This is a genomic window from Pontibacillus sp. ALD_SL1 (genome assembly GCF_017355605.1).
This window is the reverse complement of the sequence record NZ_CP062974.1, coordinates 1,299,769-1,314,943: the sequence shown is the minus strand read 5'-3', so window position 1 is coordinate 1,314,943 and position 15,175 is coordinate 1,299,769. Positions and strand designations below refer to the sequence as shown.

The window sequence follows — 15,175 nt, the reverse complement described above, 5'->3', positions numbered from 1 at the left end:
AAGCGTTTTCTAGTACACAGAGTTATCACAACTGTCAGAAAAGTTAGGAAATAGCTGTTGACCTTGCCTTCAATACGGCTTATGATTATCCATAATTTAAATCATTCATTGAAAAGCAAATGAACTTTTCGCGATTGATTCATGAACCAGTTGCCCCTTGTTTCAAGTTAAAAATTTAGATGAAGCAATCGGGCTACATTTTTACCGATCATACTTTACCGAGTTTAAGCATTAATACATTAAAGGGAAGGAGTGTAAGTATGAGCAGTCAATGGATTTTCCTAAACGGCCAATTTGTTAAAAAGGAAGAGGCAGTTGTTTCAGTCTACGACCATGGATTTTTATATGGAGACGGGGTGTTCGAAGGGATTAGAGCTTATAGCGGCAATATCTTCAAACTAGACGAACACGTAAACCGCCTTTATGACTCCGCGAAGTCAATCTTGCTTGAATTACCATACGAAAAGGAGGAATTTAAGCAAGTCATTGTGGATACAATCCGTCAAAACGAATTGTCTGATGCATACATCAGAGTTGTTGTATCACGCGGACCTGGCAATCTTGGCTTAGATCCAGCAAGCTGCCCTACACCACGCGTTGTTGTCATCGCAGAAGCACTCGCGCTTTTCCCTAAGGAATTATATGAACGAGGTTTACGCCTAGGGTCCGTTGCTTCAAGACGCAATCGACCAGACGTACTAAGTCCACAAGTAAAATCATTGAATTACTTAAATAATATCCTAGTGAAATTAGAAGCGAACCAAGCCGGTGTAGACGAAGCTCTTATGTTAAACGATCAAGGGTACGTAACAGAAGGATCTGCTGATAACATCTTTATCGTGAAAAACGGCACGATCTATACCCCTCCTGTTTACCTCGGAGCATTAGAAGGTGTAACGCGTAATGCGATTATCGACCTTGCTGAGGAACATGGATATGAACTAAAACAAGAACCTTTCACACGCCACGATGTATATGTGGCTGATGAGGTCTTCTTAACAGGAACAGCTGCTGAGGTAATTGCTGTTGTTGACGTCGACAAACGTCAAATTGGGAATGGGTTGCCTGGTGAAATGACAAACGAATTACTCCAATTATTCCGCGATCTTGTCGTACGTGACGGTGTTCAGTGTTACCCTGAGAATCAAAAAGATGTTGCTGTTAGTTAGGAGAAACGAATCATGAGAAGTGAGATGCAACAAGTGGTATCTCAATCGGTCACGTTTCTCCAGAAGCTGCTGAAGGTGGCCCGGTCGGCTTAGTCGCTGACGGTGACCCAATTCAGATCGACCTAGAAGCAAGAACGATTAAACTTTTGCTAAATACCAGAAGCTCGTTACGTCCGCAAATACAGACGGAGTCATGAAAGTATAAAAAGTGGATATCGAAAAAATCTACGACGGGAATAAAGGAGTAAAAACCTGTATTCACAGAGAGCCGGGGTTGCTGGAAGCCCGGAAATACACCTTACTCTGACATCCTCCCTGAGTGCTTGGCTGAACGACTCTGTTTAGTAGGCTCAAGTCAGGTGTACTATGAGCACCTGTTATCGAAAGAGACAATGCACACCTCGTGCGTTTGTCTCGTAAGGCAGTGAGCAACATGCTGCGAAATCAGGGTGGTACCGCGAAAATAACCATTTCGCCCCTAACTCTTCACAACACACGTGGAGTTTATATGGGGTGGGATGGTTTTTATTATGAAAAAAATCAAGGAATAACTAGCTTTAAGCTAGTTATTACTAAACAAATTCAAATGAAATGGAGGGATTACAGGTGAAGGTAGAAGCAAAACATCAAACGCAACAATCTGCTGCGTCGCACACAAAAGCTCCTAAAACAGGAGCAGACCTTCTCGTTGACACACTACAGCAAGTTGGTGTTGATACGTTATTTGGGTATCCAGGAGGAGCCGTTTTACCCATTTATGATGCAATTTATCGTGCAGGAGACGCATTTGATCACATTCTCTCACGCCATGAACAAGGCTCCATTCATGCAGCGGAAGGCTACGCTCGCGTTTCGGGCAAACCTGGCGTTGTGATTGCAACCTCCGGGCCAGGTGCTACTAACTTAATTACCGGAATCGCTGATGCCATGATGGATTCACTACCACTTGTGGTATTCACAGGTCAGGTGGCTAGCGGCGTTATTGGAACAGATGCTTTCCAAGAAGCTGACGTAATGGGTCTTACAACACCGATCACGAAACACAATTACCAAGTCCAATCCTTAAGCGACCTGCCTCGCATAGTGAAAGAAGCATTCCACATTGCTTCTACTGGTCGACCTGGTCCTGTTGTTGTAGATATTCCAAAAGATATCTCATCAAGCATTGCAGAGGAATCCTATGATACCACTTTCTTCCTGCAAGGCTATCAGCCAACGGTAAAGCCTAATCCACTTCAGCTAACGAAGTTGAAAGAAGCTCTATCTCAAGCAAAGAAACCAGTCATTCTGGCTGGTGCAGGCGTTATACACGCTGGTGCTTCTGAAGAATTGAAAAGCTTCGCCCAAAAGCACGCGCTTCTTGTAACCACTACGCTTTTAGGACTTGGCAGCTTCCCTGGCGAGAATGAATTAAGCCTAGGAATGGCCGGTATGCATGGAACGTATGCCGCTAACACAGCCCTTTATGAGTGTGATCTGCTTATTAATATCGGAGCTCGCTTCGATGATCGTTTAACAGGGAATCTCAAACATTTCGCTCCTAAAGCAACTGTCGCTCACGTTGACATTGATCCCGCTGAAATTGGCAAAAACGTAGAGACGCACATCCCAATTGTTGCAGACGCTAAAAAGACGCTCACAGAAATTGAAAACATGGATGTTGATATGAAAAACCATGGTGACTGGTTGAAAGAAGTATCCGGGAATAAGGCAAACTTCCCTCTTTGGTTCGATAACCCTGAAAAAGAAATGGTGCCACAATGGCTCATCTCAGCCCTTCACAGAGTTACAGACGGAAATGCGATTGTAACAACAGACGTCGGACAGCACCAAATGTGGGCAGCTCAGTATTATTCCTTTAATAAACCAAACCGATGGGTCACTTCAGGCGGACTTGGCACGATGGGCTTTGGCTTCCCTGCTGCAATCGGTGCACAAATTGCCTCCCCTGACGAACCTGTAGTCGCGGTCGTCGGAGACGGTGGTTTCCAAATGACACTGCAAGAACTGTCTGTCTTAAAAGAAAAGAAATTACCTGTCAAAATTGTCATCGTCAACAATGGTGCGCTTGGTATGGTTCGTCAGTGGCAAGAGAAATTTTACGATGAGCGATTCTCAGAATCCCTTCTTCAAACACAACCAGACTTCGTAAAGCTTGCAGAGAGTTACGGCATCCGCGGGGAACTCGTTCAGTCGCAAGACGAACTTTCTCAAATCTTGCCGGATGTGTTTGACTACGATGGACCGGTCCTTCTAGACTGCCGCGTCCTTCAACAAGAAAATGTCTATCCAATGATCGCCCCAGGCAAAGGGCTACACGAAATGATTGGGGTGAAACGATGAAACGAATCATTACGGCAACCGTGCAAAACCGAAGTGGCGTACTAAACCGCGTTACCGGCCTTTTGCACAAACGCCAATTCAATATCGAAAGCATTTCTGTTGGCAGAACGGAAACAGAAGGCATTTCCAAAATGACCTTTGTAGTAGAGGTCGAGGATAATCAAAAGCTTGAACAATTAACAAAACAGCTCAATAAACAAGTTGATGTTTTAAAGGTATCAGACATTACCGATAAAGCGATCGTAGCGCGGGAACTGGCGCTAATCAAAGTTGGCAGCAACATTCAAAACCGCAACGAAATCCAGACGATTATTGAACCTTTCCGGGCCACCGTTATTGATGTCAGTAAAGAGAGCATGACGGTTCAGGTTACTGGAAAATCAGATAAAGTCGAAGCGCTGATAGACCTCCTCCGCCCCTACGGCGTGAAGGAATTAGCGCGAACTGGGCTGACGGCCTTCTTACGAGGACAACAGCCACAAGTCGCTGAGTTCACCCCGCAATCCCTATTGCAGTAAGGGAACCAGGAACTTTTACACCTTAAGTAGTTTGAATATTCAATGAATAAACCAAAACCAGAGAGGATGGATTGAAAATGGCAGAAGTACTTTACAATCAGAACATTAACGAAGAGGTTTTAAAAAATAAAAAGGTCGCAGTCGTAGGCTATGGCTCTCAAGGTCATGCACATGCACAAAACTTGAAAGAAAGCGGATTTGACGTTGTCGTTGGCCTTCGCCCGGGGAAATCTTGGGATAAAGCAGAACAAGACGGTGTTGAAGTAAAACGCGTTGCTGACGCTGTTAAAGAATCAGAAGTGGTTATGGTTCTTCTTCCGGATGAATATCAACCTTCTGTTTACGAAGAAGAAATCAAACCAAACCTGGATGCAGGAAATGCTCTTGTATTCGCCCATGGTTTCAACGTTCACTTTAATCAAGTCGTACCACCAGAAGATGTGGATGTATTCCTAGTTGCTCCAAAAGGACCAGGGCATCTTGTACGACGCACATTTGAAGAAGGCGCTGGAGTTCCTGCCCTTTACGGTGTGTATCAAGATTACACAGGTCAGGCTGAAACACTGGCGCAAGCATACGCAAAAGGAATTGGTGCAGGTCGTGCAGGTGTTCTTCAAACTAGCTTCCAAGAAGAAACAGAAACGGACCTGTTCGGTGAGCAAGCCGTTCTTTGCGGTGGCCTTACAAGCCTTGTGAAAGCTGGTTTCGAAACGCTAACTGAAGCCGGTTACCAGCCAGAGGTTGCCTACTTCGAATGTATGCATGAACTGAAGCTAATCGTTGACCTAATGTACGAAGGCGGTCTTGAAGGCATGCGTCATTCAATTTCCGACACAGCTCAGTGGGGTGACTTCGTATCCGGCCCTCGCGTTGTGAACGAAGATACGAAAGCTCGCATGAAAGATGTTCTGACTGATATCCAAACAGGTGCATTCGCTAAAGGCTGGATCCTTGAGAACCAGGTGAATCGCCCTCAGTTTAACGCCATTAATGTAAAAGAAAACAGCCATCAAATTGAACAGGTGGGGCATGAGCTCCGTGAATTAATGCCTTTCGTGAAAGAGCAGGCCAAATCTAAAAAAGAAAAGGAAGTGGTCGCAAATGGCGCACGTTAAGGTATTCGACACAACCCTACGAGACGGAGAACAGTCCCCTGGAGTCAATTTGAATAAGCTAGAGAAACTTGAGATCGCCAAACAACTAGAGAAACTTGGAGTAGATATTATGGAAGCGGGCTTTCCCGCTTCCTCCCAAAATGAATTTGAATCGGTTCAAGAGATTGCACGCACCGTTAAAAATAGTTCTGTAACCGGCCTTGCACGTGCGAAGAAATCGGATATTGATACAGCTTGGGAAGCATTGAAAGACGCTTCAGAACCTCGTCTTCACGTATTTTTAGCTACCTCCCCTATTCACATGACACATAAGCTGAAGAAAACGCCAGATGAAGTCATTGAAACCGCTGTTGAAATGGTCGAATATGCAAGGGAACGATTCCCTCAAGTCGAATGGTCAGCAGAAGATGCGTGCCGATCTGATAAAGATTTCCTTGTCCGAATCATTGAGAAGGTCATTGAAGCTGGAGCCACGGTTGTTAATTTACCAGATACGGTTGGATATACGACTCCATACGAATACGGAGAACTTTTCCGCTACGTGAAAGAAAATGTCCCAAACATTGACCGTGTCTCCCTTTCCTGTCATTGTCACGATGACCTTGGCATGGCGGTTGCAAACTCTTTAGCTGCTATTGAAAACGGTGCAACTCAGATTGAAGGAACGATTAACGGAATTGGTGAACGGGCAGGAAATGCTTCCATTGAAGAAGTTGCAGTAGCACTACAGATTCGCAACAATTTCTACGAGCATTCTACTAATCTCGTGTTAAATGAAATCAAACGCACAAGTGATCTAGTAAGTAAGTTTACTGGAATGGTTGTCCCTGGCAACAAAGCGATTGTAGGAAAGAATGCATTCGCTCATGAATCTGGTATTCACCAAGATGGCATGATGAAGAACGCATCCACCTACGAGATCATTACACCTGAAATGGTTGGCATCGGGGCTAGTAATATGGTACTTGGGAAACACTCCGGTCGTCACGCGTTCGAAGATAAAGTGAAATCCCTTGGGTATGAACTTTCTGAAGAAAAACTTAAAGAAGCCTTCAAAGCCTTTAAGAGTTTAACAGACCGCAAGAAAGACGTAACAGACGAAGACTTGTTTACGATTTTGACAGATGTTCAAACCGACTCATCCGATGCTGCCAAATATAAACTAGAAGCTTTCCAAGTCCAATATAGTTCCGCAAATATTCCTACTGCCACAGTAGCTATGACGACACCAGAATATACACGCGTTGAAACAGCTGGTACAGGTCAGGGAAGTGTTGAAGCCATCTATAACACGCTTGAGGCATTAATCCATGAAGATATTCACTTAGAAGATTATCGCTTAAGTTCAGTTGGTGAAGGACGCGATGCCCTTGCAGAAGTACATGTAAGGCTAACCGTTAATGGAACTGCAGCGAGCGGCCGAGGTGCTGCACAAGACGTACTTGAAGCATCGGCTAACGCATTCTTAAATGCCGTTAACCGCGTTATTTTAAATCAACAACTATTAAACAAACAATCTGCACCCGTATAAGGAGGTTCTTCTATTGGAAAAGCAAATCGTATTGTTACCTGGTGATGGCATCGGTCAGGAAGTCATTGAATCAGCTAAACAAGTTCTAGAAGCCGTCACAGAACGCTTCCACCATACATTTACGTATCACACACACGATATCGGCGGAGTAGCCATTGATAAACATGGCACGCCTCTCCCAGAAGATACAGTCCGAGCTTGTCAGCAATCAGATGCTGTTTTGCTAGGAGCCGTTGGTGGACCAAAGTGGGATCAGAATCCTTCTCACCTTCGTCCAGAAAAAGGGCTCCTTGGTATTCGTAAGCAACTTGGTCTTTTCGCGAATCTTCGTCCGATTAAAGGGTTTGATCAACTTCTTCACGCTTCTCCTTTAAAGCACGATGTTGTTGCTGGTAGCGACCTTCTCATCGTTCGTGAGCTAACAGGTGGCCTTTACTTTGGTACCCCGAGTGAGCGACGAAACAATGGCAAAGAAGTCGTAGATACCCTTTCCTATCAGCGTGACGAGATTGAGAGAATTGTAGACAATGCGTTCCAAAGCGCTCGTTTGAGACGCAAACACCTAACAAGTGTTGATAAAGCAAATGTCTTAGAATCTAGTAAAGTCTGGCGCGAAGTCGTTGAGGAGAAGAAGGCAGATTATCCAGATGTTGAAGTGGAACACCTGCTAGTCGATGCAGCTGCGATGAAGATCATCACAAATCCAAAACAGTTTGACGTCATCGTTACAGAGAACATGTTCGGCGATATTTTGAGTGATGAGGCTTCTGTATTAACAGGATCACTCGGCATGCTTCCTTCTGCTAGTCTAAGAGAAGACGGTATGGGCTTATACGAACCGGTTCACGGTTCAGCCCCAGACATCGCGGATCAAGGAGTTGCAAACCCACTTGCGACGATCCTTTCAACTGCCCTTATGCTTCGCCACTCATTCGGGCTAGAGAAAGAAGCAGCTGTAATTGAAGAAGCTGTTGAACAAGTACTAGAGGATGGCTACTGCACAGGCGATTTAGACGTTAAAGGCGGTAAACAAGTCGGTACCAAAGAGATGACTCGTCTCGTCCTAGAGCGAGTGACTGCACAAGATGCAACTAAAAGTATCATGACTTGTTACGCCTAGTGAGGTGGATATAAGGGGACTCCCCCCTTATATTCTTCCCCCCTATTTTTTCATAAAGGAGTGAGACCATGACCCAGCCCAAAACAATCGTTGAAAAGATTTGGGATCAACATGTTGTCCATCAAGAACAAGGAAAGCCAGATCTACTCTATATCGATCTCCATTTAATTCATGAAGTCACATCACCACAGGCGTTTGAAGGATTACGAATGAACGGTCGTTCCGTTCGTCGCCCAGAACGCACCTACGCCACGATGGACCATAACGTACCGACGCGTGAACGTCATATTATAAAGGATGCCGTCTCTAAGAAACAAATGGAGACATTAAAGCAAAATTGCGATGAATTCGGCATCCCTTTAGCTGATATTGACCACCCTGACCAGGGAATTGTTCACGTCATCGGACCTGAGCTTGGTCTTACTCAGCCAGGCAAAACAATCGTTTGTGGAGATAGTCATACTTCCACTCATGGTGCATTTGGCGCATTAGCATTTGGTATTGGAACGAGTGAAGTTGAACATGTGCTAGCCACTCAGACCCTTTGGCAAGACCCTCCTAAAACATTAAACGTAAAAGTGAACGGCCAACTTGGCACGGGTGTTACAGCGAAAGATTTGATACTAGCTGTCATCGGTAAATACGGCGTACGCTTTGGGACAGGGTATGTGATTGAATATACAGGCGATGCGATTCGTTCCCTTACGATGGAACAGCGTATGACGGTTTGTAACATGTCGATTGAAGCCGGTGCTCGTGCTGGTTTAATTAGCCCGGATGAAACGACAGTCGAGTACCTTCGCGGTAAACGCCACGTTCCAGAAGGTGCGTCTTTCGATGAAGCCGCAGATGAATGGCTGGCTCTAGCTTCAGACGAAGGTGCTGTATATGACCATACACTTGAGATCGATGCTTCTGAAATCGAACCACAAGTTACATGGGGAACAAACCCAGGCATGTGTTTACCTGTTTCAGCATCAGTTCCAGACCCTGCTGAATCAACTACAGACAATAAGCGCACAGAAATTGAGCACGCTTTGGCCTATATGGATTTACAGCCTAATCAGCCCATTTCAGACATTGCAATTGAGCACGTCTTTATTGGTTCTTGTACCAATTCACGGATCAGCGACTTACAAAAGGCTGCCGAAATTATTCGCGGCAAAACCGTTCACTCATCTGTAACAGCTATCGTGGTCCCCGGTTCTCAATCCGTAAAACTACAAGCAGAAGCAGAAGGATTAGATGTCGTGTTCAAACAGGCAGGCTTCGAATGGCGAGATGCCGGCTGTAGCATGTGTCTAGCTATGAACGATGACGTCATCCCACCAGGTGAGCGCTGTGCTTCCACATCGAACCGTAACTTCGAAGGTCGACAAGGAACAGATGCCCGCACTCACTTAGTGAGCCCAGAAATGGCCGCAGCCGCAGCCATCACCGGCCACTTCACAGACGTCCGACAATTCACAAACGCTTTACAACACTAAAGCGTGTCTGGCACCATTTACTACACTAAAGCAACACAGCGTGCCTGACACCGTTCACCACGCTAAAGCAACAAAGGGGGACTGGCACGCTCTTTTGCTTTAATGCAGGAAAGCCACCTCTCTCCCCCTTAACCAGGAGGGACTAGACAATGGAACCGATACGGAAGCATGAGGGTTTGGTTTATCCGTTAAACCGCTCCAATGTAGATACTGATCAGATTATACCGAAGCAATTCTTAAAGCGCATTGAACGTCAAGGGTTTGGCCAGTTTCTCTTCTATAACTGGCGCTTTCATCATGATGGAACGCAGAAAGAAGACTTCTCACTAAATCAACCAAAATACGACGGGACTTCCATTCTCGTTGCAGGAGAGAACTTCGGTTGCGGCTCTTCTCGTGAGCATGCTCCTTGGGCGCTTGAAGATTATGGATTCAAAGTCATTCTTGCCCCAAGTTTTGCTGATATCTTTTTTAATAACTGCATAAAAAACGGCATTCTTGCTGTCACGCTACCAGAAGAAGAAATTAGCCAGCTCATTCAAAAAGCAGAAAACGAAACGTATCACTTGACCGCTGACCTTGAAAATCAGGTTATTTACGACAATGAAGGATTCAAGACGTCGTTTGAAGTCAATGATTACCAAAAAGAAATGTTGATCAATGGGTGGGATGACATATCTGTTACCCTCACCCATGAAAATAAGATCAAGCAATACGAATCTAAAAAAGTAGGAGTGTGAAGACATTGGGAATTGCTTAACCGGAACCAAAATCACGGAGGCGATGGAGCAGCTTAAAGACGTGGTCCACCGTACCCCATTAACTACATCAACATCAATCAACGAACTAACAGGAAAACAAGTTTATTTCAAGATGGAAAACATGCAGAAAACAGGTGCTTTTAAAGTTCGGGGGGCCAGCTTTAAAGTTTCTCAACTTACCAAAGAAGAAGCTAAAAGAGGAGTCATCGCTGCATCTGCAGGAAATCACGCACAAGGTGTCGCCTTGGCCGCTTCCAAAAGAGGAATCAAGGCGAAAATCTTTATGCCTGAGCATACACCAGAGGCTAAAGTCAAGGCAACAGAAAGCTATGGAGCTGAAATCGTGCTGACCGGTGAATCTTTCCAAGAATCCTATGAAGCAGCTTGTGCTGATCAGCGCCGAAACGACAGCGTCTTTATTCATCCATTCGATGATTATGACGTGATGGCCGGTCAAGGTACGATTGCTCTTGAAATGCTTGAACAAAATCCATCCCTTGATACGCTAGTCGTTCCAATCGGAGGAGGCGGACTGATTAGTGGTGTCGCCGTTGCAGCAAAATCTGTTAAGCCGTCTATCAAAATCATCGGCGTGCAGTCTGCAGGAGCGAGTGCCATGTACAATCAGTATTACAAACAAGGACCTTCCACCTTAAAGAATGTTTCCACCATTGCAGATGGAATCGCCGTGAAGAAACCTGGTCAAAACACGTTCCCACTCATCAAGCAGTATGTCGATGAGATCGTAACCGTGTCAGAAACACACATCGCAAAAGCCATCGTTACGATGCTTGAGCGAAACAAGTCACTTGTCGAAGGAGCCGGAGCCTCAGCACTTGCAGCTGTTCTCGAACACGGTTCCAACATCCAATCGAATTATACGGGTATTATCGTAAGCGGGGGCAACATGGACCTTGCGCGATTACCTATGATTCAAAACATGAGCCAGCAGGAAGAACCTACCTCTGTCTCAGCCGTTCAAAAAAGCCCTTCCTTTGTAGCTTCTTGAAAGCTATAACAAAAGCGGAAGCGCCCGGTTAGCAACGTATAGACTGGACTGAGCCACCGCGAGATCAAGGAAACACGATGAGCGACAAGCGAATCGATGTTGACTGATCGACCGGAGGTGAGGGAAGTCTACTAGTTGCTGGGCGCTGCAGCTAGATGCAAACAAGTTAATGAGAAGCCCAGTCCTATATGGTCTGGGCTTTTTCTGTTACTTTATGGGTATCCTAAAATTGATCTTTTACCTTTTCTAAAGCTCCCCACCATAAAACGTCACTGATTCACGTTATCTGTTACCTTTTGGAAGTAATAATCCTACAAAAGGTCATAGATACTGTAGTTCTGTTACCTTTCCACCGTTTTAAGCAATAAAAAGGTCATAGATCACGCCTCTCTCTTACCTTTTGAACCCTGACCTACTCTAAAACGTCAGAGATAAGCATAGTTTTACTAAAGTCCCTCTGCATCTAGTTACAACACACACCAAACCTCAAACTCTACGAACATACAACCTATCTCCCACTCTCGACAACACAAACCACCCAAGAAATGCACCCGACACACTACTTACGAAAAACGGCGGTAAAAACGCTAAAGCACCGACAGACGTGCCCATAAATAGTTGTGCATAAGGCACAGCAAACATGAGCGACAGCGAACGAGGAGGCAAAAAAGAAAGAGGAAGTTCGACTAAAAACGTCACGTCCTGTGACTACGTCGAACGACCCCACATCTTGTGGGGCCGCAGGAAAGCGAGTTGTCCCCCATCGAGCCCAAACCCCTTTAGAGTAACGGACCCTTTCCAGTGTAGACAAATCCAGGAAACCTGTGTTACGGTAACCGTACAATATAGGAAGTCCACTAGGGGCGCCCATTTAATGGCTGAGATAAGGAGAAATCCTTGGTCCCTTTGAACCTGATCTGGTTAGTACCAGCGAAGGGAAGTGGAGTCGGTTGGATTTGTTATACCTACGATTAGAGGGCGTATTTTATCATATGATCTCTCAATCTATTACTTTATAATCCCAAAACCGCTCCAGTTCTAGGAGCGGTTTTTTTATGTTCATAACCCCCAACCCCCTCCCTCCTCACTACCTGGTTCACTTCCTATAAATAAAACCAGGAGGCAACTACTATGTCATTTACTGAACAACTTCGTCACGATGCAAAGCCGATTTTTCAAGCAATTTTCAACCACCCTTTCGTGAAAGGGATTGGAGAAGGCGACCTTCCGAAAGAAGCCATAGCCCATTACGTGAAAGCCGATGCTGAGTACCTTCATGCATTCATGAATGTGTATGGAATCGCGATCTCCAAATGTAGCGATCGGGAGGATATCTCCTTCTTCAAAGAAAATATCGAATTTGTTCTTCACAGTGAAATTCATCCCCATCACAATCTATGTACTTATATCAATACCCCGTATGAGGATTTACAAGGATACCCCCTTCCCCCTACGGCTGATCACTATATTAAACATATGAAGACCCATGCCTACGAAGGGACACTAGGGCAAATCTTGGCCGTACTCCTTCCATGCCCTTGGACGTACCTTGAAATTGGGGACTATTTAATGGAGCACGTGCAGCCAACACCTGACCACCCTTTCTATGAGTGGATCACCTTTTATGTGAACGATGAAATAAGGTCTACAACGAATCAACTTCGCACAAAACTAGACACCTGGGCAGAGACTGCTTCACCCCGGGAAAAGAAAGCCATGAAAGATGCTTTTATAAAGAGCTGTCAGTTAGAGTGGGCATTCTGGGAAATGGCGTACCGCTTGGAAACATGGCCAACTTCCGCTCTCAAAGAGGTGACGAATCATGCGTAACGTGAAAGGCGCTCTTTCAATTGCGGGCACGGACCCTAGTGGTGGCGCAGGTATCCAGGCAGATCTTAAAACCTTTCAAGAATTAGACGTGTACGGCATGTCTGTCATCACTTCTGTTGTTGCTCAAAACACGTTAGGTGTGAAGGGAATTCGCCATTTAGAAGCTAGTTTTATAAAAGAGCAGCTTGAATCCGTTACGAGCGATATGCCTGTTCACGCGGTCAAAACAGGAATGATTGCAAATTCTGAAATGATTGAAACCATTGCAGAGCACCTGCGTCCTCTTACGTTACCTCTTTGCGTGGACCCTGTCATGATTGCCCAAAGCGGTGATGCTCTCGTTGATCATAAAGCACTGCAAGCCATGCGCGATGAGCTCATCCCTCTTGCAACGATTGTCACACCAAACATTCCGGAAGCATCGGCGTTAACAGGTAGAAGCTTGGAGTCAGAAGAAGATCGATACGAAGCCGCCAAAAAGATTGTACACGATTTTGGTTCTTCTTCTGTTGTCATTAAAGGCGGCCACCTTGATGGAGAAGCAACTGATCTCTTTTACGATGGAGAAACGTTCGAGACCTTTACGTCCCCTCGCTTTGATACATTGCACACGCACGGGACAGGGTGCACCTATGCAGCTGCGATCACAGCTGAACTTGCAAAAGGCAAAAGCTTAAAAGAAGCCGTGAATGTGGCTAAGACCTTCATATCAGCTGCCATTAAACATACGCTTGAGATTGGACACGGACAAGGCCCTACGAATCATTGGGCTTATCAGAATACAAAGCGGAAAGGAGAATATGTATAATGTCTTACCTGCAAACGTTAAGAGAAACAACGCCACTCATTCATAACCTAACAAACGAGGTCGTCATGAATTTTACCGCTAATGGGTTATATGCCATCGGAGCCGCTCCTGTTATGTCAAAATCTATTGATGAAGTATCTGCCATGGCCAGCATATCAAGTGGTGTTCTATTAAATATTGGAACGATTTCCTCAACAGATGTAGAAGCCATGCTCCTAGCGGGTAAAGCAGCCAACGAAAAGGGGATCCCTGTTGTATTAGACCCTGTTGGGGCTGGTGCTACTCCTTTTCGTCTGGAGACTTGTCACAGGCTTTTAGATGAACTAGACATTACAGCAATTCGCGGAAATGCTAGTGAAATTGCAGCTCTGATTGGTGATGACCAGTGGCAATCAAGAGGTGTTGATTCAACTGGAAAAGGGAACGTGGAAAAGCTTGCTCAAATAGCTGCAACTTCATTTAATTGTCTAATCGTCCTGACGGGGGAAACAGACGTGATTACTACAAAGGACGAAACCGTTGTATGCCAGAATGGCACCCCACTTCTAGGTAGCATAACAGGCACCGGTTGCTTACTAAGCTCTATTTTGACAGCCTTCCTTTCTCTTAAGGGACCAAACGTCGAGAAAGCCAAAGAGGCCGTATCTGTCTATACGATTGCAAGTGAAATGGCTGTTGAGCAATCGGACGTTCATGGACCAGGGACCCTCCACCCTTACTTCCTGGATGCCCTTTACAACATCACGCCTGAAGATGTTAGGAAGCGTCAGAAAGTAGAAATAAGATGAAAATTGATATCAAACCCCTATTAAAACTGTATTTCATTATGGGGAGTCAGGATTGTCAAAGAGACCCTCGAGTTATTTTGCTAGAAGCGATTCAGGGCGGGATTACTTGCTTTCAGTTTAGGGAGAAAGGTCCTCACTCCCTTAAAGGTAATCAAAAAATACAGTTAGCAAAAGACCTACAGCTCATATGCCAGGAGTACCAGATCCCCTTTATCGTCAACGATGATGTTGACCTCGCTCTTAGCATAAAAGCTAATGGTATTCATGTTGGGCAGGATGACTCCGATATTCATGAAGTTGTGAACCGGTGTAGCGGGCTTATTATCGGTCTCTCCACCACTTCTTTAGAAGAAGCCATAAGCTCACCCTTTGATTCCATCGATTACATTGGGGTCGGTCCCATCTATCAAACGTCTACAAAACGTGATTCCAAAACACCGATTGGATTAACAGGCTTAACTAAGATTAGAAAAAAAGTTCATGACTTCCCAATCGTCGCGATCGGCGGTATTCACTCAGGTAATCTAAAAGATGTGTTCCAAGCAGGCGCAGACGGCGGCTCTTTCATATCCGCTATCACCTCACATCCAAACGGCACACAAGCAGCCAAACAACTTTACAATGCTACAATGTAACAAAAGCCAGGGATCTCTCCCTGGCTTTTTTCTTCTAACTTCATTAGTTGATTAAATTTTC

13 protein-coding genes, 1 pseudogene and 1 riboswitch are annotated in these 15,175 nt (G+C 45.2%); all 14 genes and pseudogenes read left to right on the top strand.

The features are described 5' to 3' along the window. Nucleotides 1–260: 260 nt before the first annotated feature. The 14 genes and pseudogenes from ilvE to thiE all read left to right on the top strand — a co-directional run bounded on the left by ilvE (nt 261) and on the right by thiE (nt 15,114). Nucleotides 261–1,169, top strand: coding sequence for a branched-chain-amino-acid transaminase (gene ilvE / locus IMZ31_RS06580; protein WP_207529764.1), 909 nt, complete (start codon nt 261–263; stop codon nt 1,167–1,169). A 26-nt stretch (nt 1,170–1,195) separates the two neighbouring features. Beyond that, nucleotides 1,196–1,374: pseudogene (locus tag IMZ31_RS06575) on the top strand (dihydroxy-acid dehydratase); the annotation flags it as partial. Nucleotides 1,375–1,775: 401 nt separating this feature from the next. After that, nucleotides 1,776–3,512, top strand: a complete 1,737-nt coding sequence (ilvB, locus tag IMZ31_RS06570) for a biosynthetic-type acetolactate synthase large subunit (protein ID WP_242705659.1) — start codon at nt 1,776–1,778, stop codon at nt 3,510–3,512. Next, nucleotides 3,509–4,030, top strand: coding sequence for an acetolactate synthase small subunit (ilvN, locus tag IMZ31_RS06565; protein ID WP_207529762.1), 522 nt, complete (start codon nt 3,509–3,511; stop codon nt 4,028–4,030). Before ilvB ends, ilvN begins: the two co-directional genes overlap by 4 nt. Nucleotides 4,031–4,107: 77 nt before the next feature. Next, entirely contained in the window at nt 4,108–5,145 is a 1,038-nt protein-coding gene (gene ilvC / locus IMZ31_RS06560; protein ID WP_207529761.1) for a ketol-acid reductoisomerase, read from the top strand. After that, nucleotides 5,132–6,676, top strand: a complete 1,545-nt coding sequence (locus IMZ31_RS06555; RefSeq protein ID WP_207529760.1) for a 2-isopropylmalate synthase — start codon at nt 5,132–5,134, stop codon at nt 6,674–6,676. Before ilvC ends, IMZ31_RS06555 begins: the two co-directional genes overlap by 14 nt. Nucleotides 6,677–6,689: 13 nt before the next feature. Beyond that, nucleotides 6,690–7,796, top strand: coding sequence for a 3-isopropylmalate dehydrogenase (leuB, locus tag IMZ31_RS06550; RefSeq protein ID WP_207529759.1), 1,107 nt, complete (start codon nt 6,690–6,692; stop codon nt 7,794–7,796). 68 nt (nt 7,797–7,864) lie between these two features. After that, nucleotides 7,865–9,283, top strand: a complete 1,419-nt coding sequence (gene leuC / locus IMZ31_RS06545) for a 3-isopropylmalate dehydratase large subunit (RefSeq protein ID WP_207529758.1) — start codon at nt 7,865–7,867, stop codon at nt 9,281–9,283. Between the two features lie 149 nt (nt 9,284–9,432). Beyond that, nucleotides 9,433–10,023, top strand: a complete 591-nt coding sequence (leuD, locus tag IMZ31_RS06540; RefSeq protein ID WP_207529757.1) for a 3-isopropylmalate dehydratase small subunit — start codon at nt 9,433–9,435, stop codon at nt 10,021–10,023. 43 nt (nt 10,024–10,066) lie between these two features. Beyond that, nucleotides 10,067–11,053 (top strand): threonine ammonia-lyase, encoded by a 987-nt coding sequence (ilvA, locus tag IMZ31_RS06535; protein ID WP_207529756.1) that lies wholly within the window; start codon nt 10,067–10,069, stop codon nt 11,051–11,053. Nucleotides 11,054–11,902: 849 nt separating this feature from the next. After that, nucleotides 11,903–12,009, top strand: a riboswitch (TPP riboswitch). 175 nt (nt 12,010–12,184) lie between these two features. After that, the gene (gene tenA / locus IMZ31_RS06530) at nt 12,185–12,883 is read left to right on the top strand and encodes a thiaminase II (RefSeq protein WP_207529755.1); all 699 of its coding nucleotides are present in this window, start codon (nt 12,185–12,187) and stop codon (nt 12,881–12,883) included. Next, nucleotides 12,876–13,691 carry a bifunctional hydroxymethylpyrimidine kinase/phosphomethylpyrimidine kinase gene (gene thiD, locus IMZ31_RS06525; RefSeq protein ID WP_207529754.1) on the top strand — a complete coding sequence of 272 codons (816 nt, stop codon included), beginning with the start codon at nt 12,876–12,878 and terminating at the stop codon, nt 13,689–13,691. The genes tenA and thiD overlap by 8 nt, the downstream gene beginning before the upstream one ends. Next, nucleotides 13,691–14,479 (top strand): hydroxyethylthiazole kinase, encoded by a 789-nt coding sequence (thiM, locus tag IMZ31_RS06520; protein ID WP_207529753.1) that lies wholly within the window; start codon nt 13,691–13,693, stop codon nt 14,477–14,479. Before thiD ends, thiM begins: the two co-directional genes overlap by 1 nt. Continuing rightward, nucleotides 14,476–15,114 carry a thiamine phosphate synthase gene (gene thiE / locus IMZ31_RS06515; protein ID WP_207529752.1) on the top strand — a complete coding sequence of 213 codons (639 nt, stop codon included), beginning with the start codon at nt 14,476–14,478 and terminating at the stop codon, nt 15,112–15,114. Before thiM ends, thiE begins: the two co-directional genes overlap by 4 nt. The last annotated feature ends 61 nt before the right edge of the window (nt 15,115–15,175 follow it).